This window comes from Halorientalis marina (assembly GCF_023028345.1).
Taxonomy (GTDB): Archaea; Halobacteriota; Halobacteria; order Halobacteriales; family Haloarculaceae; genus Halorientalis; species Halorientalis marina.
Genome location: NZ_CP095487.1, coordinates 1,511,557 through 1,532,742, shown reverse-complemented (window position 1 = coordinate 1,532,742; position 21,186 = coordinate 1,511,557). Strand labels below are relative to the sequence as shown.

At 67.0% G+C, this 21,186-nt stretch carries 23 protein-coding genes and 2 tRNA genes; 15 read left to right on the top strand and 10 right to left on the bottom strand.

The features are described from left to right. Nucleotide 1 precedes the first annotated feature (1 nt). The gene (locus MUG96_RS07810; RefSeq protein WP_246988086.1) at nt 2-1,198 is read right to left on the bottom strand and encodes a M24 family metallopeptidase; all 1,197 of its coding nucleotides are present in this window, start codon (nt 1,196-1,198) and stop codon (nt 2-4) included. A gap of 124 nt (nt 1,199-1,322) precedes the next feature. On the opposite strand from MUG96_RS07810, the gene aroA reads away from it, so the two are divergent. Then, nucleotides 1,323-2,615, top strand: a complete 1,293-nt coding sequence (gene aroA / locus MUG96_RS07805) for a 3-phosphoshikimate 1-carboxyvinyltransferase (protein ID WP_246988083.1) — start codon at nt 1,323-1,325, stop codon at nt 2,613-2,615. A gap of 210 nt (nt 2,616-2,825) precedes the next feature. Continuing rightward, nucleotides 2,826-4,028 carry a chorismate synthase gene (gene aroC, locus MUG96_RS07800; protein ID WP_246988081.1) on the top strand — a complete coding sequence of 401 codons (1,203 nt, stop codon included), beginning with the start codon at nt 2,826-2,828 and terminating at the stop codon, nt 4,026-4,028. A gap of 6 nt (nt 4,029-4,034) precedes the next feature. Here the strand turns inward: aroC and MUG96_RS07795 are convergent, their stop codons facing one another. After that, a complete protein-coding gene (locus MUG96_RS07795) occupies nt 4,035-4,652 on the bottom strand; it encodes a class I SAM-dependent methyltransferase (RefSeq protein ID WP_246988079.1) in 618 nt (205 codons plus the stop codon). Nucleotides 4,653-4,689: 37 nt separating this feature from the next. Next, a complete protein-coding gene (locus MUG96_RS07790; RefSeq protein WP_246988077.1) occupies nt 4,690-4,896 on the bottom strand; it encodes a hypothetical protein in 207 nt (68 codons plus the stop codon). A 104-nt stretch (nt 4,897-5,000) separates the two neighbouring features. Between MUG96_RS07790 and MUG96_RS07785 the strand changes: the two genes are divergently transcribed. Beyond that, on the top strand, nt 5,001-5,633 hold the full coding sequence (locus MUG96_RS07785; RefSeq protein WP_246988075.1) for a uracil-DNA glycosylase: 633 nt from the start codon (nt 5,001-5,003) through the stop codon (nt 5,631-5,633). Nucleotides 5,634-5,666: 33 nt separating this feature from the next. Here the strand turns inward: MUG96_RS07785 and MUG96_RS07780 are convergent, their stop codons facing one another. Then, nucleotides 5,667-5,876: a hypothetical protein gene (locus tag MUG96_RS07780; protein ID WP_246988074.1), complete on the bottom strand. Its 210-nt coding sequence runs from the start codon at nt 5,874-5,876 to the stop codon at nt 5,667-5,669. Between the two features lie 92 nt (nt 5,877-5,968). On the opposite strand from MUG96_RS07780, the gene MUG96_RS07775 reads away from it, so the two are divergent. The 7 genes from MUG96_RS07775 (at nt 5,969) to MUG96_RS07745 (ending at nt 10,522) form a co-directional block, all read left to right on the top strand. Then, the gene (locus MUG96_RS07775; RefSeq protein ID WP_246988072.1) at nt 5,969-6,724 is read left to right on the top strand and encodes a hypothetical protein; all 756 of its coding nucleotides are present in this window, start codon (nt 5,969-5,971) and stop codon (nt 6,722-6,724) included. Nucleotides 6,725-6,764: 40 nt separating this feature from the next. Beyond that, nucleotides 6,765-6,848, top strand: a tRNA-Ser gene (locus MUG96_RS07770). Nucleotides 6,849-6,968: 120 nt separating this feature from the next. Further along, nucleotides 6,969-7,271: a DUF5785 family protein gene (locus MUG96_RS07765; protein ID WP_246988070.1), complete on the top strand. Its 303-nt coding sequence runs from the start codon at nt 6,969-6,971 to the stop codon at nt 7,269-7,271. Between the two features lie 88 nt (nt 7,272-7,359). Then, nucleotides 7,360-7,707 (top strand): DUF7344 domain-containing protein, encoded by a 348-nt coding sequence (locus MUG96_RS07760; protein ID WP_246988068.1) that lies wholly within the window; start codon nt 7,360-7,362, stop codon nt 7,705-7,707. Nucleotides 7,708-7,733: 26 nt separating this feature from the next. Then, complete coding sequence (locus MUG96_RS07755; RefSeq protein WP_246988066.1) at nt 7,734-8,495, top strand: GTP cyclohydrolase III; 762 nt, start codon at nt 7,734-7,736, stop codon at nt 8,493-8,495. Between the two features lie 113 nt (nt 8,496-8,608). Continuing rightward, nucleotides 8,609-9,184 carry a CBS domain-containing protein gene (locus tag MUG96_RS07750; RefSeq protein ID WP_246988065.1) on the top strand — a complete coding sequence of 192 codons (576 nt, stop codon included), beginning with the start codon at nt 8,609-8,611 and terminating at the stop codon, nt 9,182-9,184. 111 nt (nt 9,185-9,295) lie between these two features. Continuing rightward, on the top strand, nt 9,296-10,522 hold the full coding sequence (locus MUG96_RS07745) for an ABC transporter substrate-binding protein (RefSeq protein WP_246988063.1): 1,227 nt from the start codon (nt 9,296-9,298) through the stop codon (nt 10,520-10,522). Nucleotides 10,523-10,548: 26 nt separating this feature from the next. On the opposite strand, the gene MUG96_RS07740 is transcribed toward MUG96_RS07745, so the two are convergent. From MUG96_RS07740 to MUG96_RS07725, 4 genes are read right to left on the bottom strand one after another with little or no spacing between them, the layout of a single operon-like run. Then, on the bottom strand, nt 10,549-11,295 hold the full coding sequence (locus MUG96_RS07740; RefSeq protein ID WP_246988061.1) for an ABC transporter ATP-binding protein: 747 nt from the start codon (nt 11,293-11,295) through the stop codon (nt 10,549-10,551). Then, nucleotides 11,292-12,149, bottom strand: a complete 858-nt coding sequence (locus MUG96_RS07735) for an ABC transporter ATP-binding protein (protein WP_246988059.1) — start codon at nt 12,147-12,149, stop codon at nt 11,292-11,294. The genes MUG96_RS07740 and MUG96_RS07735 overlap by 4 nt, the downstream gene beginning before the upstream one ends. Further along, the gene (locus tag MUG96_RS07730; RefSeq protein ID WP_246988057.1) at nt 12,142-13,515 is read right to left on the bottom strand and encodes a branched-chain amino acid ABC transporter permease; all 1,374 of its coding nucleotides are present in this window, start codon (nt 13,513-13,515) and stop codon (nt 12,142-12,144) included. Before MUG96_RS07730 ends, MUG96_RS07735 begins: the two co-directional genes overlap by 8 nt. Further along, nucleotides 13,512-14,621 (bottom strand): branched-chain amino acid ABC transporter permease, encoded by a 1,110-nt coding sequence (locus MUG96_RS07725; RefSeq protein ID WP_246988055.1) that lies wholly within the window; start codon nt 14,619-14,621, stop codon nt 13,512-13,514. Before MUG96_RS07725 ends, MUG96_RS07730 begins: the two co-directional genes overlap by 4 nt. A 131-nt stretch (nt 14,622-14,752) precedes the next feature. Here MUG96_RS07725 and MUG96_RS07720 point away from each other — a divergent pair, with 131 nt between their 5' ends. The 3 genes from MUG96_RS07720 (at nt 14,753) to MUG96_RS07710 (ending at nt 16,511) form a co-directional block, all read left to right on the top strand. Beyond that, nucleotides 14,753-15,943, top strand: coding sequence for a phosphoglycerate kinase (locus MUG96_RS07720; protein ID WP_246988053.1), 1,191 nt, complete (start codon nt 14,753-14,755; stop codon nt 15,941-15,943). Beyond that, nucleotides 15,940-16,425: a GNAT family N-acetyltransferase gene (locus tag MUG96_RS07715; RefSeq protein WP_246988051.1), complete on the top strand. Its 486-nt coding sequence runs from the start codon at nt 15,940-15,942 to the stop codon at nt 16,423-16,425. Before MUG96_RS07720 ends, MUG96_RS07715 begins: the two co-directional genes overlap by 4 nt. 12 nt (nt 16,426-16,437) lie before the next feature. Then, nucleotides 16,438-16,511: transfer RNA gene (locus MUG96_RS07710), tRNA-Thr, on the top strand. A 1-nt stretch (nt 16,512) separates the two neighbouring features. Here the strand turns inward: MUG96_RS07710 and MUG96_RS07705 are convergent. Together MUG96_RS07705 and MUG96_RS07700 are read right to left on the bottom strand one after the other, a co-directional pair. Next, nucleotides 16,513-18,132, bottom strand: a complete 1,620-nt coding sequence (locus MUG96_RS07705) for a long-chain-fatty-acid--CoA ligase (RefSeq protein WP_246988049.1) — start codon at nt 18,130-18,132, stop codon at nt 16,513-16,515. 164 nt (nt 18,133-18,296) lie between these two features. Continuing rightward, complete coding sequence (locus tag MUG96_RS07700) at nt 18,297-18,830, bottom strand: HalX domain-containing protein (protein WP_246988047.1); 534 nt, start codon at nt 18,828-18,830, stop codon at nt 18,297-18,299. 205 nt (nt 18,831-19,035) lie between these two features. Between MUG96_RS07700 and MUG96_RS24140 the strand changes: the two genes are divergently transcribed. Continuing rightward, entirely contained in the window at nt 19,036-19,167 is a 132-nt protein-coding gene (locus MUG96_RS24140) for a hypothetical protein (RefSeq protein ID WP_256465437.1), read from the top strand. A 57-nt stretch (nt 19,168-19,224) separates the two neighbouring features. Next, the gene (locus MUG96_RS07695; protein ID WP_246988045.1) at nt 19,225-21,183 is read left to right on the top strand and encodes an AMP-dependent synthetase/ligase; all 1,959 of its coding nucleotides are present in this window, start codon (nt 19,225-19,227) and stop codon (nt 21,181-21,183) included. The last annotated feature ends 3 nt before the right edge of the window (nt 21,184-21,186 follow it).

The following is a 21,186-nucleotide window of genomic DNA, read 5'->3' as shown; positions in this document are numbered from 1 at the left end:
GTCACTCGACGACCAGCCGTTCCGGGTAATCGGTCAGGTTCTCGTAGCCGTCTTCGGTGACGACCACGATGTCCTCGATGCGGACGCCGCCCACGTCCGGGTCGTACAGTCCGGGTTCGACGGTGACGACGTGTCCGGGTTCGAGTTCGTCGCCGCCGGGACCGACCAGTGGCTGTTCGTGCACGTCGAGCCCGACGCCGTGGCCGGTGTTGTGGATGAACCCCGTCTCGGCGTTCTCGTCGTCGCGAAGCGTGGGTTCGCCGGCGTCCTCGTACACGTCACAGACGGCGTCGTGAACGTCTTCGCCGGTCGCGCCGGGTTCGAGGGCGTCGAGGGCCGCCGCCTTCGCCTCCGCAGTCAGGTCGTACCACTCGCGGACTGCCGGGGACGGCTCGCCGACGACGAACGTGCGAGTCATGTCGGCGTGGTACTTCGTCGCCTTGTCCTGCGGGAAGATGTCGACGATGATCGGCTCGTCGGCCAGTAGCGGGCCACTCCCGCGGTCGTGGGGGTCGGCCGCGTCAGCGCCACAGGCGACGATGGTCTCGTCCAGGGCACACCCCTCGCGGAGGAGTGTCACCTCGATCTCCTCTTTGACGCGCTCGCTCGTCAGCGGTTCGCCGTCGTGGACGAGCGGTCCGTCCTCGACGGCTGCTACCGAGAGCAGGCGCTCGGCGGCGGCCATCGCTTCCTCGTTCGCTTTCTGTGCCGCGCGGACGTGTTCGATCTCCGCGTCGGTCTTCGTCGCACGGATGTCCTCGATGACGTTACCGTCACCGCGGCCGATGGGTGGACTCTCCGGTGTTCGGACGTCGATTCCGCGGTCGCGAAGGCCATCGGCGGTCGCCAGCGGGAAGCGAGCGGGGACGGCGACCGACGCCACGTCACGTCGGTCGAGGAACTCGGCGAGAACCCGGCGCGTCCCGTCGAGGCGGCCGTACTCCTCGACCTTTCGGCGCATCTCGTAGTCCGCGTGGCGATCGACCGAAGCGGCGTGACTCTCGGATTTCGCGCGGCCGTACTCGAGGCTGGAGACCAGCAGGTGGACCTCGCCATCGTAGAGGGCGTGGAACGGGTCCGGTGCGTCGAACCCCGAGAGGTACAGCTGGTCGGAGTCGTCGCTGGCGGCGTCCACGAGGAAGCCGTCGACGCCGGCGTCGTCGAGGGAATCGTCGAGGGCCGAGAGGTCGGGTTTCATGGCCGGAGTCAGGGGCGGGATACCCTAAACCCCAGTGGTCGTCGCGAACGGGTACAGCCGTGGGCGCTCTCGGCCACGAACCGGGTTCGGTACCCTCATGACCGCCCCCGCCGACGAGGCGGATATGAACGTGCAGATCACGCGGTCCGGAGTGGGGGGCGACGTGCAAGCCCCACCCTCGAAGAGCTACACGCACCGGGCGATTCTCGCGGCGGGGTACGCCGACGGCGCGAGCGTCACCGATCCGCTCGTCAGTGCCGACACGCGCGCGACGATGCGGGCCGTCGAGGCCTACGGGGGCCACGTCGACCGCTCCGATGTCGACGATGTCCTCTCGGTCGAGGGGTTCGCGGGGCGGCCGGCGGTCCCCGCGGACGTGATCGACTGTGCGAACAGCGGGACGACGATGCGACTCGTCACCGCGGCGGCGGCGCTCGCCGACGGCGTGACCGTCCTGACCGGCGACGACTCGCTCCGGTCGCGCCCGCAGGGACCGCTCCTGGACGCCATCGAGCAACTGGGCGGGCGCGCCGAGAGCACGCGCCGGAACGGCCAGGCACCGCTCGTGGTCGAGGGGCCGGTCGACGGCGGCACGGTCTCGATCCCCGGCGACGTGTCCTCGCAGTACATCACCGCGCTGTTGATGGCCGGTGCCGTCACCGACGACGGTATCGGGATCGAACTGGAGACCGAACTGAAGTCCGCGCCGTACGTCCAGATTACGCTCGAGGTACTGGACGCCTTCGGCGTCGACGCACGCGAGACGGACGAGGGGTTCGCCGTCGACGGCGGGCAGTCATACGCCCCCGCTGGCGGCGAATACGCGGTGCCCGGGGACTTCTCGTCGATGTCGTACCTGCTGGCCGCGGGCGCGCTGGCGGGCGACGACGAACTCCGTGTTCACGGGGCACAGCCGAGCGCACAGGGTGACTCCGCCATCGTCTCGATCCTCGAAGAGATGGGTGCGGACCTGGAGTGGGACCGCGATGCCGGCGAGATCACCGTGCGACGGTCGGCACTCTCGGGGATCGAGGTCGGCGTCGAGGACACGCCCGACCTGCTCCCGACCATCGCCGTCCTCGGCGCGGCGGCGGACGGGACGACGACCATCACGGACTGCGAGCACGTCCGCTACAAGGAGACCGACCGCGTGAGCGCGATGGCCGAAGCGCTGACGAAGATGGGCGCGTCCGTCGAGGAGGAACAGGCCACGTTGACGATCCACGGCGGCGACACCGAACTGCAGGGCGCGACGGTGGACGGTCGCGCGGACCACCGGATCGTCATGTCACTGGCCGTCGCCGGCCTCGTGGCAGACGGCACGACCGAGATCGAGGGCGCGGAGCACGTCGACGTGTCGTTCCCCGGTTTCTTCGACGTGCTGGCAGGCGTCGGCGCGGACGTGACTCGGGTGTGAGCCACGGCTGACGGCTCGGGCGAACAGACGGCCCGGTCGCACGCGGCGCAGGGGGCCGTACTCCCGCGGACTGCGCCGCGTCGGTCGGTCAGGACACGGGTCGGTCTGGTCGCGGTTCCGTACTTGAAGCTTCGGCCGGGCGGGGCGGCGGAATCGGGAGTCCTGACGGGAATGTAAGCTTGAAATGCCCAGGTCACTCAGGAGGGAGTAATGAACGGGAACAGTTTCGGTCGGCTCTTCCAGGTGACGACCTACGGGGAGAGCCACGGCGAGGCGATGGGGTGTACCGTGTCGGGGTGTCCGGCCGGGGTCGAACTCTCCGAGGAGGACATTCAGGAGGACCTCGACCGCCGCAAGCCGGGTCAGTCGATGATCACCACCTCGCGGGGCGAACCGGACAAAGTGAAGATCAACTCCGGCCTCCAGGACGGCTACACCACGGGGACGCCAATCGGGATGGTCATCCAGAACAAGGACGCCCGCTCGGGGAAGTACGAACCCTTCGTGACCGCGCCCCGTCCCTCCCACGGCGATTTCACCTACTCGGCGAAGTTCGGGACGCGCAACTGGGGCGGGGGCGGTCGCTCCTCGGCCCGGGAGACGGTCAACTGGGTCGCCGCCGGCGGGGTCGCAAAGCAGGTCCTCGCACAGTCCGACTACGACGTGGAAATCAAGGCCCACGTCTGCCAGCTCGGTGACATCGTCGCCGACGACGTAACCTTCGAGGACATGCTCGAACACAGCGAGGAGAACGAGGTCCGCTGTGCCGACCCCGAGGTGGCGGAGCAGATGCGCGAACTCGCCGACGAGTACCAGACGAAGGGTGACTCCATCGGAGGCGGCATCTACTTCGAGTGTCGCGGCGTCCCCCGGGGATTGGGCGCGCCGCGGTTCGACAGTTTCCCCTCGCGGCTGGCACAGGCGATGTACTCCATCCCCGCGGTCAACGACTTCGAGTACGGTATCGGCCGCGAGGCCCGGACGACCGCCGGCAGCGACTACAACGAGGACTGGGAATTTGACGAGAACGGTGACCCGGTCCCCGTCGGCAACGACCACGGCGGCATCCAGGGCGGCATCACGACCGGCCAGCCCATCTACGGCGAAGTGAGTTGGCATCCGCCCGTTTCCATCCCGAAGGAGCAGACGACCGTCGACTGGGAGACGGGCGACGAAAAGGAGATTCAGGTCGTCGGCCGCCACGACCCGACGCTCCCGCCGCGTGCAGTCCCCGTCGTCGAGGCGATGCTCTACTGCACCGTGCTCGACTTCATGCTCCTGGGCGGCCGCATCAACCCCGACCGCCTCGACGGTCGGACGGGGGAGTACGACACCGAGTATCACCCCTCCAGCCCACGGACCGACCCCGAAGACGCCCCGACGCGGGCCGAGCCGACCGAGGACGACGACTGAGTCGCGCTACGCTCTCGGCGCGACGACGGCGTAGAACGGGTCCCGACCGGGGTCGGTCGCCGCGTGGACCGTCGACTCGGCGAACGCGCCGGTCGCGTCGACGTAGTCCCGAACCAGCGCGGCCCGACCGTCCATATCCCTGTTTCGCCACGCACGGATCGCCTTCTGCGGGAACATCCGGTTCGAGAAACTGACGACCAACACCCCTCCCGGCCGGAGGATGCGGGCGAACTCGGCGAAAACCGGCTCCGGGTGCTGGAGGTACTGGACGGAGACGGCGACGAGGACGGCGTCGAACGCCGCGTCGTCGAGTGTGAGCGACTGCGATTCGTTGAGGTTCCGGACGAACCAGCGGTCCAGCCGGTCGTTCGCGTCGAGTTCCTCGGCGTTCATACCGTGGCCGACGACGGTGCCTAGTTCGAGGTCCTCGGGCAGGTGTGACACCCAGCTGCTCATGGCGTCGAACACGTCGTCACCGGCGTCGAGGACCTCGCGGTAGAGGTCGGTCAACTGTTCACGAAAGGCGTCGTCGACGTGGTGGACGAACCGCGGTGACCGGTAGAACCGGTCGTCGTCGCCGTCGAGGAGTTTGGTGCGGTCGGCGTCGTCGAGGACCCGCTCCATAGTTCGAACCGGGCCTCGTCCGGCATCCGTCTGTCGGTCACGTCACCGTCAGTTCGACGCCTTCCTCACGGATTTCCGTCCAGTAGTGACGGGCACAACGGGCCGTCCGAACCAGAATGGCGAGGACGACGACCAGCCCAGCCCACATGAGCAGGGGGTAGTCCCGGAAGATCGCAGTCTGTGTCTCCACGAACGCGAACCCGATCAGGTAGCCGAGCATGAAGATTCGGGAGGCGTGGCGCATACCATCGGTAGGGGTCGGGACACCGTCACTGTGACGCTTGGTTCCACGCGCTGGCCGCCGAAACGACCCGGCCGCTTATTCCGATCCCGGACCACCGTCGACACATGGACGCGAGACAGGAGGAGCGGGCGAACCCCTTCGGGATGGACGAGACGTGCCGGAACTGTCCGGCGCTCTGTGAGTCGCGCTCCCAGGTCGTCCACGGCTACGGCGACGTGGCCGGCGACTTCGTCTTCGTCGGGGAGTGGCCGGGCGAGGGCGCCGACCGAACCGGCGTCCCCTTCACGGGTGACGAGGCGGGAGAACTGGTGCAGGGCATCCTCGCCGACCTCGGGCTCAGCGAGTCAGCGCCGGAAAGCGAGGAGCCGGCCGTCGACAACGTCTTCCTGACCTACGCCGCCCGGTGTCACCATCCCGAGCGCTCACCGACCGACGAGGAGATAACGAACTGCGAGCCGTACCTGAACGGGGAACTCCGGATGATCAACCCCGAGATCATCGTCCCGGTCGGCCAGCGGCCGCTGTCGGAGTTGGCACTGGAGTACACGACGCGAAAACCCGAAGAACTGGACGTCACGGAGTTGCACGCGACGACGATCCGCGGCCGCGGGTTCGAGATCGTCCCGATGCGCCCGCCGGCCGAACAGTCCCCCGAGGATACCGAGGCGTTCCTCGAACATATGTCGGAGCTGATGGGGCGGGATTACCGGCAGACGAAGGGCCGGCGGGAACGCTGAGTCCGGTCACCCGGGCGCGGTCGTCGCGGACCGTTACCAGTACGGATTGGCAATCCACTCGCGGTTCTTGGACGCGAGCGCGGAGACGGCCCCGAGCGACACCAGGACGAGCGCGAGGACGATTCCGGCGGCGACCTGAAACTCGGCACCGAACGTCTCCAGCACGAGGATGATACCGGCACCGACGACCATCACGAGCCCGAGGAAACTGGCGAGAAAGCCCAGCATCTGTTGCCAGATCATACCTCCCCTTCGCCGGACCGGCACATAAAAACCCCCGGTTCGGCGCGTTCCGGAACGGCGGTTTCAAGGACGCGCCCCGCCGAGTGGCACTCATGACCACCGTCGCCGTCCTCGTGGACCCGCCGCGGCCGGGCCTGGTCCTGGAATCGCTCCCCGACTCGACGCCCCTCTCGACGGGTGAAGCCGCCGAACTGTACAGCGCGATGTGCCGTGACGTCTGCCGGGCGGTGGAGGCGAGCGGCGGGGAGTTGCTCGTCAACTACCGGGCCGACGAGGACCTTCCGGCGGAGTTCACGGGCGAGGAATCCGCAGAGGCGGAGGTGCGAGCGATGCTCCGGCCCGTACTCGAGTCGCCCGACGACGCGCGCTTCGAGGTACAGGTCGGGTCGACGTTCGCCGGTCGCGTCGGGAACACCATCACGCACCTGCTCGACCAGGAGGAAGTGACGACTGCGGCGGCCGTCGAACCGACCGCGGCACTGCTTTCACGGCAGACCGTCGACAACGCCGCCATGAAGCTCCGCCGGCACGAGGTCGTTCTCGGCCCGGCATCCGGCGGGCGGGTGTACTACGCGGGCTTTGGCGAACCGGTCGATTTCGCGGACGCGTACGCGCCGCCGGCGGTCGAGACGCTGACCGAACGCGCGCTCGACGCGGACTGTTCGGTCGATTTCCTGGAGATGCAGCCGGTCGTCGAGACGGGAGCGGACCTCGTGACCGCGCTCGCGCAGTTGCGGGCGCGGGAGCGTGCGGGTCGACTCCGGCCGGAACACGTCACGGCGTACCTCGACGAGATCGGGCTGACGGTGACTGAGGGGGCAGACGGGCTGGAACTCGACCGGGAGTAACCGACAGGTCTTAGACGAGTCGGGCGGAACTATCGCGTGCGGTGGGATAGCGAAGTGGCCTAACGCGCCTGCCTTGAGAGCAGGTGTCCTCACGGACTCAGGGGTTCGAATCCCCTTCCCACCGCTTCCGTGCGAACGACAGTGAGCGCACAGCGGTGCATGGGATTCGAATCAGGGAACCGGTCGCCCGCCGGGTCGGCGACGGAAGGTAACGTTTTTGCGTCGTTCGGACCGAGTCCGAGGTATGAGCGACTGGCCGCACGACCCGGATGGCGAGGAAGGCAGCGAGGGGCGCCGCAAGTACGGACAGGCGATCATCGCGAAGAAAATCGACGAGGACGAGGACTTCCCGCTCGACCGCGACGAGTTCGTCGAGGAACACGCCGACGAGCCGATCCGTATCGACTACGAGACCGTCGTCAGCGTCGAAGACGTCTTCGAGGCCGTCGATCAGGCGACCTTCGAGGACTTCCCGGACTTCCACAAGACCGTCGGCCAGGCCATGCGCGACGAGGGGTACTGGCCCTACGAACTCGAGCACGCCTGACGACGCCTCGTTTTCCACGCCAGTTCTCGCCACCGCGAGGGTGTGTGACCGCGACACATACTTGTAGGGGTACGGTGTACAGTCGCGTATGGCTACGGATCAACGGACGACCGCCGAGGAGCGGACCGATGCGTTGCCCCCGGGCGTCATCGAGGAACTGCTGAGGTCCCCCCGGCGCCGGGCGCTGCTACGCGTGCTGGTCGACCGCGACGGGCCGGTTCCGGTGAACGACCTGGCGCGAGCGCTGACGGACGACGGGGCGTCCCGGGCGGAGCGGCGGGCGACTCGGACGGAAATCTACCAGGAACACCTCCCGAAACTGACGGCGACGGGCATCGTCTCGTTCGATTCGATGCTCGGGACGGTGGAGTTCCTGGGCGACGACGCGTTGACTGCGCGGCTGTCGGCCCTGGAGGACGATTCCAAAGACAAATAGCGAGTCGGGCCGAATCGCCGGGCACCGTGACGAACACGCAGGTGACCCACATCCAGATCGACAACTACGGCCCGTGGACGGTCACCCCGGAGCCGAGACGGGAGGTTGACCTCCAGACGCTGCAGTCGCGGCTGTACGCCGACCTCTCGCAGCTGTTCGGCAACCGCGACGGCTACGTCTTCTTCTCGCGGTTCGACAACATGATCGCGGTCACGAACGGCCTCGACATGGACGCCCACGCGCTCGTTCAGGAGTCGGTCAGCAACCGCTACCCGGTGACGATGAGTATGAGTGTCGCGACGGGGACCGACCCGGCCCAGGCGCTCGGGGACGCCACCGAACAGCTCCAGGCGGCCGGCAGCGCCCAGGACCAGAGCCGGCGCGAAATCCTCCGCGGCCGGGCCATCGACGAGGAGTTCCGCGAGCCATCGGACGTCCAGATCGCGCACTTCGACGTGAACGACGCGACCGGAAAGTACACCGACGAGCTCAACGAGTTCGACACCTTCATTCACATCGAGCAGGGGTACGCCGAACTCATGCGCTACATGCGCCAGGCCCACGACTCCCTCTCGTTTTTCGTCGGCGGGGACAACATCATCGCGGTCTGTCCGGCGCTCGACGCCGACGACTACCAGGACGCCGTCGATCACGTTCACGAGGCCGTCGACGTCGAACTCAAGGTCGGTGTCGGCCGCGGCAGGAACGCCCACAGCGCCGGCTTCGCGGCGAAACACGCCCTCGAGGACTGCCGAGCGACCGGCGCGGACGTGGAACTGGACTTCTGACCGACCGTCGGTCCCGCTGTCTTTCTCCCCGCCGCAGAGTTCGACTGTTTCTCTCCATCGGTCTTAAACGTGGTGGAGGTAGCTTTTAGCTGGTGTGGCTGATACTCACACACATGAATGGAGACGTGACAGTCAGGGAAGTGATGCGGCGGGAGTACGTGGCCGCGAGCGAGGGGGACTCGCTCCACGAGACGGCGGCGTTGATGCTCGAGGAGAGCGTCGATGCAGTGGTGGTGTTACGGGGCCAGGAGCCGGTCGGGATGCTGACCGAGCGCGACGTCCTGGAACGGGCGGTCGAGACGGGATCGCTCGATGGGCTAACCGTCGCCGACGCGATGGCGACGGACCTGCCGACGGTCACGCCCGACGAGTCGCTGTCCGGAGCGACCGAACTCATCTCGGGAGCGGACACGCGGCGGCTGCTGGTCACGGAGGAGGGACAGCCGGTCGGCATCGTCTCGGAACACGACGTCGTGACCGCGTCGACGCTCAGCCCGGACATGAACGGCGCCCGGAGTGTGGAAACCGACGAGGCGATGATGACCGACGCCGTCGCCCCCACCGCCGAGAGCGCGACCGCCGACACCGAATACTCGAACCAGGGCATCTGCGAGGTCTGTGGCTCGCTCACCCGTGATCTCTCCACGTTCAACGGGCAACTGGTCTGTAACGACTGCAAGGACGTGTGACGAACGCGACGGGTGACCTCCCGAACGGGGCACTCGGGCCCGAAAGCATGTCAAAATAGGACAGTGGATTGGGCACTTTTAATACGTTAAGCACGATAGTTGCTATCGAATATGTCACGCAACGTACGTCGACGCGACGTAGTGAAGGGACTGGGCGCAGCGGGGACCATCGCACTGGCGGGCTGTACCGGCGGCGGTGGCGGTAACGGCGGCAGCCGGACACTCAGTCAAGGTGTCCTGATGCCGCTCACGGGCGACCTCGGCAACCTCGGGCAGCCGATCCGGGACGGTGCGACGCTCCCGTTCAAGGTCCTCGACGGCGAGACCGACTTCACCATCGACAGTCAGGTCGAGGACACCCAGACCGACCCGAGTCAGGGGCAGTCGGCGGCACAGACGCTCGTCGACGCGGGCTATCCGGCGGTGACCGGCGCAGCCTCCTCGGAGGTCACGATCCAGGTCGCCGAGAACGTGTTCATCCCGAACAACGTCGTCGGGTGTTCGCCGGCCTCGACGTCGCCGGCGATCACGGACCTCGACGACAAGAACCTCATCTGGCGGACGCCGCCGACCGACCGCCTGCAGGGGCAGGTGCTGGCACAGGTCGCCGCCGAGCGCGAGAGCGCGGAGACGGCGGCGACGATGTACGTCAACAACTCCTACGGGCAACTGCTCTCCGAGAGCTTCGCCTCGGCATTCGGCGGCACCGTCCAGAACCAGGTGTCGTTCCCCAAGGGCGCGAACTCCTACAGTTCACAGCTGAACCAGGCGCTGGGCGACGACCCCGACGTGATGGTCGTCATCGGCTACCCCGAGAGCGGCGTCCAGTTGTTCCGTGACTACTACACGGACTACCCGGGCGAGACGCCGATCTTCGTGACCGACGGCCTGCGGAGCGCGGACCTCCCGAGCAACGTCGGCAACGCGATGTCGAACGTCCGCGGGACCGCGCCGCTGGCCGCCGGCCCCGGGAACGAGTACTTCACCGAGCAGTACCAGAACGAGTACGACAGCGAACCCGGCGTCTTCACCTCGCAGGCGTTCGACGCCACCGCGGTCTGTCTGCTCGCCAACGCCAAAGCCGGCGAGAACGCCGGCCCGCCCATCGCCGAGCAGATGCAGGCCGTCGCCAACCCCGGCGGCGAAGAAGTGACGCCCTCGACGCTCGCCGACGGCCTCTCGATGGCCGCCGAAGGGACCGAAATCCAGTACGCGGGCGCCTCCAGCGCCGTCGACTTCGACGACAACGGCGACCTCCGGGCCGCGACCTACGAACTGTTCGGCTTCCAGGAGGGCGGCGGCGTCGAGACCATCGAAGAAATCCAGTTCTCGGCCTGACCGGACTCCGGTTTCGTTTTACTGGCTCACCCGCCGAGGAACTGCTGGCGCACTTCGGGGTCGTTCAGCAGGACGTCACCGGCTTCCTCGTAGCGGTTCTGTCCCTGGACGAGGACGTAGCCGCGGTCACACCGCCGGAGGGCTTCTTTCGCGTTCTGTTCGACCATGAGGACGGCCGTCCCGGCCTCGTTGATGCGGTCGATCCGGTCGAACATGTCCTCGACGAGGTCCGGCGCCAGCCCGGCGCTTGGCTCGTCCAGGAGGAGGAGGTCGGGTTCGAGCATCAGCGCTCGCCCCATCGCGAGCATCTGCTGTTGGCCGCCCGACATCGTCCCCGCTTTCTGGTCGTTGCGCTCCTCCAGGATGGGAAATCGGTCGTAGACGGCCTGCATGGCGTCCTCGGGAACCGAATCGAGGATGTACGCACCCATCTCCAGGTTCTCCTCGACGGTCAGGGAGGCGAAGACGTTCTCGTTCTGTGGGACGTAGCCGATCCCGTGATGGATGATCTCCTCGGGACGGAGCCCGTGGATCGACTCGCCGTCGAAGGTGACCGACCCGCCCATGTACGTGGTCAGCCCGAAGACCGATTTCATGACGGTCGATTTCCCCGCGCCGTTCGGGCCGACGACGGTGACGTACTCCTCGTCGGCCACGTCGAGGTCCACGTCCTCGAGAATCTGGAGGTCGCCGTAGCCTGCGTCGAGGTCCCGGACCTGCAGGAGGCTGTCGGCGTAGGTGTCCACGTCGACGGTCGCGCTCGTCTCGCTCATATGTCCTCCCCGAGGTAGGCCTCGATGACACGGTCGTCGTTCCGAATCTCCTCGGGGCGGCCCTCCGCGAGGACCTGCCCCTGGTGCATGACGATGACGGGATCGCAGTTGTTCATGATGAGGTCCATGTCGTGTTCGACGAGCAGGAAGGTCAGGCCCTCCTGTTCGCGCAGCGCGTGGATGCGGTCGAGCAGTTTCTCCTCGAGCGTCGGGTTGACGCCAGCGAACGGTTCGTCCAGCAACATCATGTCCGGGTCGGTCATCAGCGCCCGCGCGAGTTCGAGCAGTTTCCGCTGCCCGCCCGAGAGGTTGCCCGCCTCCTCGCGGGCGAGGTGGTCGATCTCGAAGAACTCCAGGGTCTCCCAGACCTCCTCGCGCATCTCCGTCTCCTGCTCGCGGACGTCGCCACGGAGGCCCGGCAGCACCGACCGGTAAAGCTGTTCGCCGAGCTGGTCTTTCGGCGCGAGCATCATGTTCTCCAGGACGGTCATCTCGGCGAGTTCGCGGGCGATCTGGAAGGTCCGAACGAGCCCGCGGTTCGCGACGGCGTTGGGCGAGAGCCCGGTGATCGACTCGTCTTTGAAGTAGACGGCACCGGCCGTCGGCTCGTGGACGCCGGTGATGCAGTTGAACGTCGTCGACTTCCCGGCACCGTTCGGCCCGATCAGGCCGGTCAGTGACTCGGCTTCGACCTCGAAGGAGGCACCGTCGACGGCGGTCAGCCCGCCGAAGTCCTTTCGAAGGTCTTCGATCCGGAGCGGAGCATCGGGGGACGTGGTCACACTGTCGCCGGCGACCTGATCGCTCGCAGCCGTCTCGCCGTCTTCCGCCGTGACTTCCTCGGATTCACTCATCGGTCTCACCTCCGGACCCACCGTCGGCCGCCGGACTGCCGGCGGCGTCGGCCGTGGCGCGCCGCTCACTCAGGTCGATGGTCGACGCTTCCTCCCCACGGTGGCCGAGTACCCCTTCGGGGCGGTTCTGTATCAGGTAGACGAGGATGACGCCGACCAGGACGAACCGCAACTGTGGAATCTGGCCGAGGATGTAGCCGACGAGCGGCGCGAGGTTGCCGGCCGCGACCGGTCCGACCGCCTCGACGACGTTGTTCGGGCTCGCGCCGATGGCGAAAGTTTGCGTGACGATGTTCGAGAGGATCGGCGGGAACAGGAAGAGGATGTTCGCGAAGATCGCCCCGCCGAGGACGCTCCCGGTGTTGGAGCCGGCCCCGCCGATGATCAGCGCGATGAAGACGTAGAACGTGACCCGCGGGCGGAAACTCTGCGGGTAGACGGCGCCGATACCGTAGCCGAACCAGGCGATGCCGGCGACGCCCATCAGCGCACAGCCCAGCATGAACGTCTTGATCTTGAACATGTTGGTGTCCTTTCCGAGGGACTTCGCCGCCATCTCGTCCTCCCGGATGGCCTTCAGGACGCGTCCGAACGGGGAGTTGCCCACGCGGGCCAGCAGGGTGTAGACGAGAGCGACGAGGACGACGAGGACCAGCGCGTACGTGAGATCGAGTGCGAGCGCCGGGCGATAGATCGACAGCGAGTTCTCGAAGAATGTGAACACTGCGTCGCCGAAGGCGGTCGGCTCGGAGGCCGCGTCCCCGGGGTTTCTGTAGTAGAGGGCCCTGACCGGATTGATCGGGAAGTCGCCGATTCCGCTCGCGCCGCCGGTCCCGAGCGTGACACCGCCGAGGCTGAACGTGCTGAGAGCGGGGGAGTTGAACGTCAGCCGGATGATCTCGGAGATGGCGACGGTGACGATGGCGAGGTAGTCGGCCCGGAGCCTGAGTGCCGGCAGAGCGGTGAGCAGGCCGATGAACGCCGCCGCGAGCATCCCGCCGAGGATTCCGACCGGGGCGGGGAGTCCGAGGCCGGGCGGGGACCCGGAGACCGGCGCCGAGAGCATAGCCATCGTGTAGACGCCGACGGCCATGTACCCGATCACGCCGATGTTGAACAGGCCGGCGTAGCCCCAGTGGAGGTTCAGGGCGAGCACGACCAGCGCGTAGACGGCCGTGAAGAAGGTGACCTGCTGGACGAGCGAGAACATCCCCGCGAGGTCGCGGCCGAGATACATGCCCGCGAGCAGGAAGAGCGCGTAGATGGCCGCCATCGTGACCGCGACCATCCGGCGGTCGGTGGCGGTGACGACCGCCCGCAGGCGCCCCGCCACGTCCCCGGCCGACCCGGACGCTTCGGAGCTCATGCCGTACTCACCCCGCCGAAGATGCCCTCCGGACGGAACAACAGCACGAGGATGAGGAGCACGAAGGCGACGGCCTGGCTGAAACTCGAGAAGTCGTTGGTGAGCCAGACCAGCGAGACGCGACTGGCGAGCCCGATGACGAGCCCGCCGACGATTGCGCCGTAGATCGACCCGATCCCGCCCATGATGACCGCCGCGAAGATGAGAAGCAGGAGGAGCCAGCCGAGGTCGAAGGCGATAGTCCCCTGTGTGAGGACGACGAGATACCCCGCGGCACCGGCCAGCCCGCCGCCGAGGATCCAGGTCGTCCTGATGACCCGCTCGGTGGGGATGCCGGTGACCTGAGCGAGGTCGCGGTTGTCGGCCATCGCTCGCATCGCCTTCCCGAGTTTCGTGTACTGGAGCAGGAGGTGGACGCCGAGCATCAGCACGATGCCAATGATGACGATGGTGAGCTGGTGGGCCGTGACGGAAATCCCTGCGACGTCGTACTTCGGAACCGACCCGAGGTCGGTGACGCCCTCGCGGCTGTTGAAGAAGAAAAAGACGATGAGATAGCGGAGGGCGAAGGCGACGCCGATGCTGGCGATGAGCAGCGAGATGCCGTCGGCTCCCCGGATCGGTCGGTAGACGACGCGGTCGATCAGCAGCGAGAGCCCGACCGTGAACGCGACGGCGACGACCAGGCCGGCGACGATACTGCCGGGCGTCGTCGCGATACTGATGCCGACGTCGGCAGGTGCCGGGCCGTCGCCGGCACCGATGAGAAGCAGGCCGCCGGCGTCGAAGCGACCGAGGCCGGCGATGAGGTAGGCGACGGCCCACCCCGAGAAGGCCCCCCAGGAGACGTAATCCCCGTGTGCGAAGTTGGCGAAGCCGAGAATGCTGTACGTCAGCGAGAGCCCGATTCCCGCGAGCCCGATGATGAGTCCGATGACGATGCCGTTCCAGACGAACCCGCCGAGCGACGCGACCGTCAGTGAGCCGACCAGGAGCTTTCGCACGAGATCAGCGAACAGAAGCAGTGCGCCGAACCCGACGACGAGCAGTCCCGGCTGCTCGATCACCAGCCGTCGCCCACGTGCGTACGAATCGCTCACACCCATTGGGAGGAGAAGGCACTCGCTAGTAAATGAATCTTCTCACAACCGCTCGCCGAGGCCGTCGGCGGACCGCAGCGACGAGGGCAATCAACGAACAACAAAACACATATCCACTGCGACGCGGGAGGTGGGGTATGGGGATATCGACGCTGGACGACCTCACCGTCGAGGACGCGACGGTGGGGGTGCGCGTGGACATCAACAGCCCGCTGACGGCGGACGGACGGCTCGCCGACGACGCCCGTCTGGACGCGCACGTCGGGACGCTGGACGAGCTGCTCGACCGGGGCGGGAGAGTTGCCGTCCTCGCCCACCAGGGCCGCCCCGGCGGCGACGAGTTCGCCGGTCTGGAGGACCACGCCGCACGGCTGGACGAGATGCTCGAATACCCGGTCGCGTACTGTGACGCGACCTTCTCCGCGGAGGCGCGCGACGCCATCGCCGCCCTCGACGCCGGCGAAGCCGTCCTCCTCGAGAACACGCGCTTTTACAGCGAGGAGTATATGGAGTTTCCGGCGGAAGAGGCCGCCGAGACCTTCCTCGTCGACCGGCTCGTCCCGGCGTTCGACGTCTTCGTCAACGACGCGTTCGCCGCCGCGCACCGCTCCCAGCCGTCGATGATCGGCTTCCCGCCCCGGCTCCCGAGCTACGCCGGCCGGGTCATGGAGCGGGAACTCGACGTCCTCGGGCACATCGAGGAGACGCCGCGGCCGCGGGTGTACGCCCTCGGCGGCGCGAAGATCGCCGACGCCCTCGACGTGGCCGAAAGCGTCCTCGAACGGGACCTCGCCGACCAGATCCTCACGAGCGGGATGACCGGCAACGCCTTCCTCGAGGCCAGCGGCGTCTGGATCGGGGACCCGTCACACGATGCCATCGTCGACCGGGACGCGACCGCCATCGACGACGCGAGCGCCCTGCTGGAGGAGTACGGCGACCGAATCAACGTCCCCGAAGACGTGGCGATCGGTCGGGACGGCGAGCGCGTCGAGGTCGCCGTCGAGGACCTGCCGGTCGACCAGCCGGCCCTCGACGTGGGCGACCGGACCATCGCGGCCTACGCCGACACCTTCGAAACCGCGGGCACGGCCATCCTGAACGGACCCCCGGGCGTCTTCGAGGAGGAGCGGTTCGCGAAGGGGACGAAGGAGGTCTTCGCCGCGGCGACGCGCGCCGAGTACAGCATCGTCGGCGGCGGTGACACCGCGGCGGCGCTGCGCCGACACGGTATCGAGGGGTTCGACCACGTCAGTACCGGCGGCGGTGCGGCACTGCGGATGCTCACCGGCGACAGCCTGCCGGCAGTCGAAGTCCTCCGAAGGTGATCGTCGAATCGCCCGATCCGAGCGCGGTCGACCGCCTCACCGACTACTGGGTGGACCTCGCGACCGAACAGCGCGACCACGACTCACACCTCGTCGCCGAGGGCAACCGCGCGGAGATGCGAGAACGGATCGGACGCGCCATCGTCAGCGACAACGTCCGCGTCGCCCGCTACGAGGACGACGGCATCGTCGGGTTCGTGATGTTCGACGTGGAACTGGGCTCACTCGCCACGGTCAGGACCCGCGGGCTCGTCCACAACATCTACGTCGAACCAGCGTACCGGGGCGAGGGCGTCGGTAGCGAACTGCTGGCGGCGGCCGAGCGCGAACTCGCGGATCGCGGCGTTGAGACGATCACGCTTGAGGTAATGGCCGGTAACGAGGCCGCGCGGCGGTTCTACCGTCAGCACGGCTACGACGCCCACCGCGTCGCCCTGGAGAAACCGGTCGAAAACGACACTCACTCAAAGGAGAACAAATAATCCACCGCTGGTGCCAGGGGAGCTTGGGCGGTTCAAGCACTCGACTTGTAATCGAGACTCCCTGGGTTCAAATCCCAGCCCTGGCTTCTATCCCTGTCCGACCATCCGGTCCTCGTCGTCCCACTCGCGCCGTCGCAGTTCGTACTTCTGGACTTTCCCGGTCGAAGTGGTCGGCAACTGTTCGACGAACTCGAACCGGCGGACGATCTTGTAACGGGCGAGGTGTTCCTCACAGAACTCCACGAGTTCCGCCTCGGTGACGCCCGGGTTTTCCGGGTCGCCGTTGGCGGGGACGACGAAGGCCTTGGGCGTCTCACCCCACTCCTCGCTCGGCGACGGGATGACGGCGGCGGCACCGACGGCTTCGTGCTCGAACAGCGTATCTTCGAGTTCGATCGAGGAGATATTCTCGCCGCCGGAGATGATGATATCCTTCTTGCGGTCCTTGATCGAGACCATCCCGTTGTCGTCGACGGTCGCCAGATCGCCCATGTGGTAGTACCCCTCGAGGCGGTCGTCGAACGCCTCCTCTGTCTGTTCTGGCTTGTTCCAGTAGCGGTCCATGACCTGGTTGCCGCGGACGACGATCTCGCCGAGGGTCTCGTCGTCGCGCGGGACGTCGTTCCCGTCCTCGTCGACGACGCGCACGTCGGTCCCGAGGTAGCCCAGTCCCTGCCGTTTCTTGATCTTGAACCGGGCGTCGCTGTCGTCGTCGAACAGGCGTCGCGCGTCGGAGGTGGTGATCAGCGGTCCCGTCTCGGTCGCCCCGTAGACGTGTTTCAGGTACCAGCCGAACTCGTCTTCGACCTGGCGAATCGTGGCCTCCGGCGGGGCACTGCCGGCGGTGGCGATCCGGACGTCGTTCTCGCCCTGCGTCCGCACCTCGCCGTCGTGGTCGTCGTAGTAATCGACCAGCATATTCAGCACGGTCGGCGCGCCACAGAGGTACGACACGTCCTCGGCGACGACGGTGTCGAGAATCCACTCGGCGTCGACGCCGCGGGTGCAGACGTGTTTCGCGCCGAGGCCGGTGACGGCGTAGATGTGTCCCCAGCCGTTGACGTGGAACATCGGGAGCGTCCAGAGGTAGACGTCGTCGTCGGAGAGTTCCTGGTGGACGCTCACGAGGTAGGCGTGGATCGTTTCCGTCCGGTGAGTCCGGCAGACACCCTTCGGGTCGCCGGTGGTCCCCGAGGTGTAGTTGATGGTCACGATGTCGTCTTCGGCCATCTCGGGGCGGTCGTAGTCGGTGCCGGCCGCGTCGAGGACGGCGTCGAACGATTCCCAGTCGCCGTCGACCGCGTCGGTGTCGTTCGTGATGAACGTCTCAGTGGGGACCGACTCGCGGACCGCTTCGATCCGGTCGGCGTACTCGTAGTCGGCGTAGATGGCGTCGACGCCGGCGTCCGCGAGGATGTACTCGAAGTCGTCGGGCGTGAGTCGGTAGTTCAGCGGCGTGTGGACGGCACCGACCTGGATACTGCCGTACGCCGCCTCCAGGTGGTAGTGGGTGTTCGGATCGAGGACGGCGACCCGATCTCCCTTCTCGATACCCCGTTGTTGAAGCGCGGCCGAGAACCGGTCGGCGCGCTCACCGAGTTCCGCGTAGGTGTATCGGTCCCCCGTCGTCGCGACGACGGCTTCCTGTTCGTCGTAGTAGTCCCGTGCCCGATCCAGAAAGTCCGTGACGAGCAGTGGTTTCTCCATCTCGGGGGGAGAAACGGAGATAAATCCAAAAACCGTTGCGGTCCGTTCCCACCGTTCGAGAACGCCACCGGCCCGACCGGGTGGCGTGGCACACCGGTGCCGATCACCGCGCGGCGGCGCTCGGTCCGGCCCTCCGAGCGACGGTCGCGAGGGAGCGAGCGGACTCAGGCGAGTTGGTCGCCCACGTCGTCCAGCGAGCCGTCGGCGCGGTCCCGCAGGGCGTCGATGCGCTCGGTGAGCCGATCGTACTCCTCGCTGGACTGGCGCTCGGAGGGCGAAAGCTGGAGTTCCAGCACCGCCTGCGTCGCGGCGAGGGAGACGTACTCCCGTTTCTGGACCTCCTCCTCCGAGAGGGCGGCAACGCGCTCGACGGTCTCGAGGAGGGTGGCCTCGTCGGTCGGCGTCACGAGCGTCTCCGTGAACCTGACCGCGAGCCCGTCCGCCTCCGGTTCCGACTCGCACAGGAGGACGACGGGGCGGTCGACGCCCCGCTCGCGAATCCGGTCGAGCAGTCGCTCCGGTGGCGAGTCGCCGAACGATTGTTCGATGAGGACGACCGCTGCCTCGCCCTCGACCGAATCGAGTAACGCGTCGTCGTCGGATACCGATTCGACGTCCCACCCGTCCAGCCAGTCCCCGTACTCGTCCGCGCGCTCGGCCGTCGCAGCGGCGATCACACGTCCGTTCTGGGATGCCATACCCGCCTGTCACTCACACACATTCATAAACCGACTCGCCCGTTCGGACCGTTCAATCCGTTTATTCCCCCGGTTCGATCGGTAATTTTGTCCTGAGTTCGAATCGCGTTCGCCGCCGGCCGCGGCGGTGCGGCGGGGGCGGGACCGGAGGTGTAACGGGTCGCTACGCGTGAGACTCAAGGTCGGGGGCCTCCTGTCTCCGGACATGACGCTGTTGGTCGATATCGACTGTCCCGACTGTGGCCGCTCCGAACCAGTGCGGAAGGTCGGTATCGGGACCTACCGGTGTGGCGAGTGTGGGCGCGAGTTCACCGAATCGGACGTGCTTCCCTCCTGATTACGGCGCTGGACGGGTCCACAAGTTCTTTTTAGACACCTTTCGTTGACGGTGACAATGGTGACCACCGATGATTTGCTGGCGGCGGAGGCGGCTTACGAGGACGAGGTGACGGGCACGGGCACGATTCCGGCGCTGTTCGAGGACAGCGCCGAGCGGCACGCGACCCTCCCGGCGCAGCAGTACAAGGGCGGGATCTACGACCGGTCGCTGGCGGACGAAGTCGTCCCGGAACCCGCGGACGGCGAGTTCGCGCTCCTGCGCTACGAGGAGATGCGCGAAATCGTCCGAAACCTGGCGGCGGGCTTTCGTGACCTCGGGCTGGAACACCGCGACCGGGTAGGCATCTTCGCGAACACGCGCATGGAGTGGGCACAGACCGACTTCGCGCTGCTCGCGGCCGGCGGCGTCGTCACGACCATCTACACCGAATCCTCGCCCAGGCAGGTCCGGTACCTCCTCGACGACCCGGACGCCGACGGCGTCGTCGTCGAGAACGAGGAACTGCTCGCCCGGGTGCTCGGCGTCGAGGACGACCTCGACCTGGAGTTCATCGTCATCATGGACGACGTGGACATCTACGACGAGCGCGACGACATCCTCACGCTCGGAGAGGTGTACGAGCGCGGCGCCGACGCATTCGACGCCGAGACCTACCAGTCCTGGATCGACGAGACCGACCCCGACGACCTGGCGAGTCTCATCTACACCTCGGGGACGACCGGCCAGCCCAAAGGGGTGAAGCTCACGCACGCGAACTTCCGTGCCAACGTCAGCCAGGTGCGGAAACGCTACGGCCCGCGACCGGACAAGGACGACGACGTGCCGGTGCTGGACGAGGACTCGAAGTCCCTCTCCTTTCTGCCGCTGGCCCACGTCTTCGAGCGGACCGCCGGCCACTTCCTCGCCTTCGGCTCCGGCGGGACCGTCGCCTACGCCGAGAGCCCCGATACGGTCCAGGAGGACCTCCAGAAGGTCCAGCCGACGACGGCGACGAGCGTCCCGCGGGTCTACGAGCGCGTCTTCGACGCCATGCGCGAGCAGGCCTCCAGTTCGGGCGTCAAGGAGGCCATCTTCGAGCGCGCGCTGGAGATCGGCCGCAAGTACGGCCGCACCGAGAACCCGAGCACGGCGCTGAAGTTCCGCTACTACGTCGCGAACAAACTCGTCTTCCAGCAGGTCAAAGACCAGCTGGGCGGCAACATCGACTTCTTCGTCTCCGGCGGCGGCAGTCTCAACAAGGAACTCGCGGAGCTGTTCCGGGGGATGGGGCTGGAAATCTACGAGGGCTACGGGCTGACCGAGACCTCGCCGGTCGTCTCCACGAACCCACCGGACGATGCCCGCCCCGGAACGCTCGGCATCCCGGTCGTCGACATGGAGACCAAACTCGACGATACCGTCATCGGCCCCGACCGGAAGGGGAAAGCCGACGGCGAGATCGGCGAACTGCTCGTGAAGGGACCCAACGTCACCGAGGGTTACTGGGAGCGCCCGGAAGAGACCGAGGACGCCTTCACCGACGGCTGGTTCCGCACCGGCGACATCGTCGAGCGCGACGAGGACGGCTACCTGATCTACCACGACCGGCTGAAGCAGTTGATCGTCCTCTCGACGGGCAAGAACGTCGCGCCCGGCCCCATCGAGGACGCCTTCGCGACGAGCGAGCGGGTCGACCAGATCATGGTCCTGGGCGACGAGGAGAAGTTCATCTCGGCGCTGATCGTCCCCAACTTCGAGGCCGTCCATCGGTGGGCCGACCGAAAGGACATCGTCGTCCCCGAGGACCCCGTCGACATCTGCGAGGACGAGCGCGTCCGCGACTGGATCGGCGAGGCCGTCGAGGAGATCAACGACGACTTCGAGAAACACGAGCGGATCAAGCAGTTCGAGCTGATTCCCATCGAGTGGACGCCGGAGAACGACCTGCTCACCTCCTCGATGAAGATCAAACGGCGCAACGTCGTCGAGCGGTTCGCCGGGAAGATCGACCGGATATACGGCCGCGAGGAGTAGTCG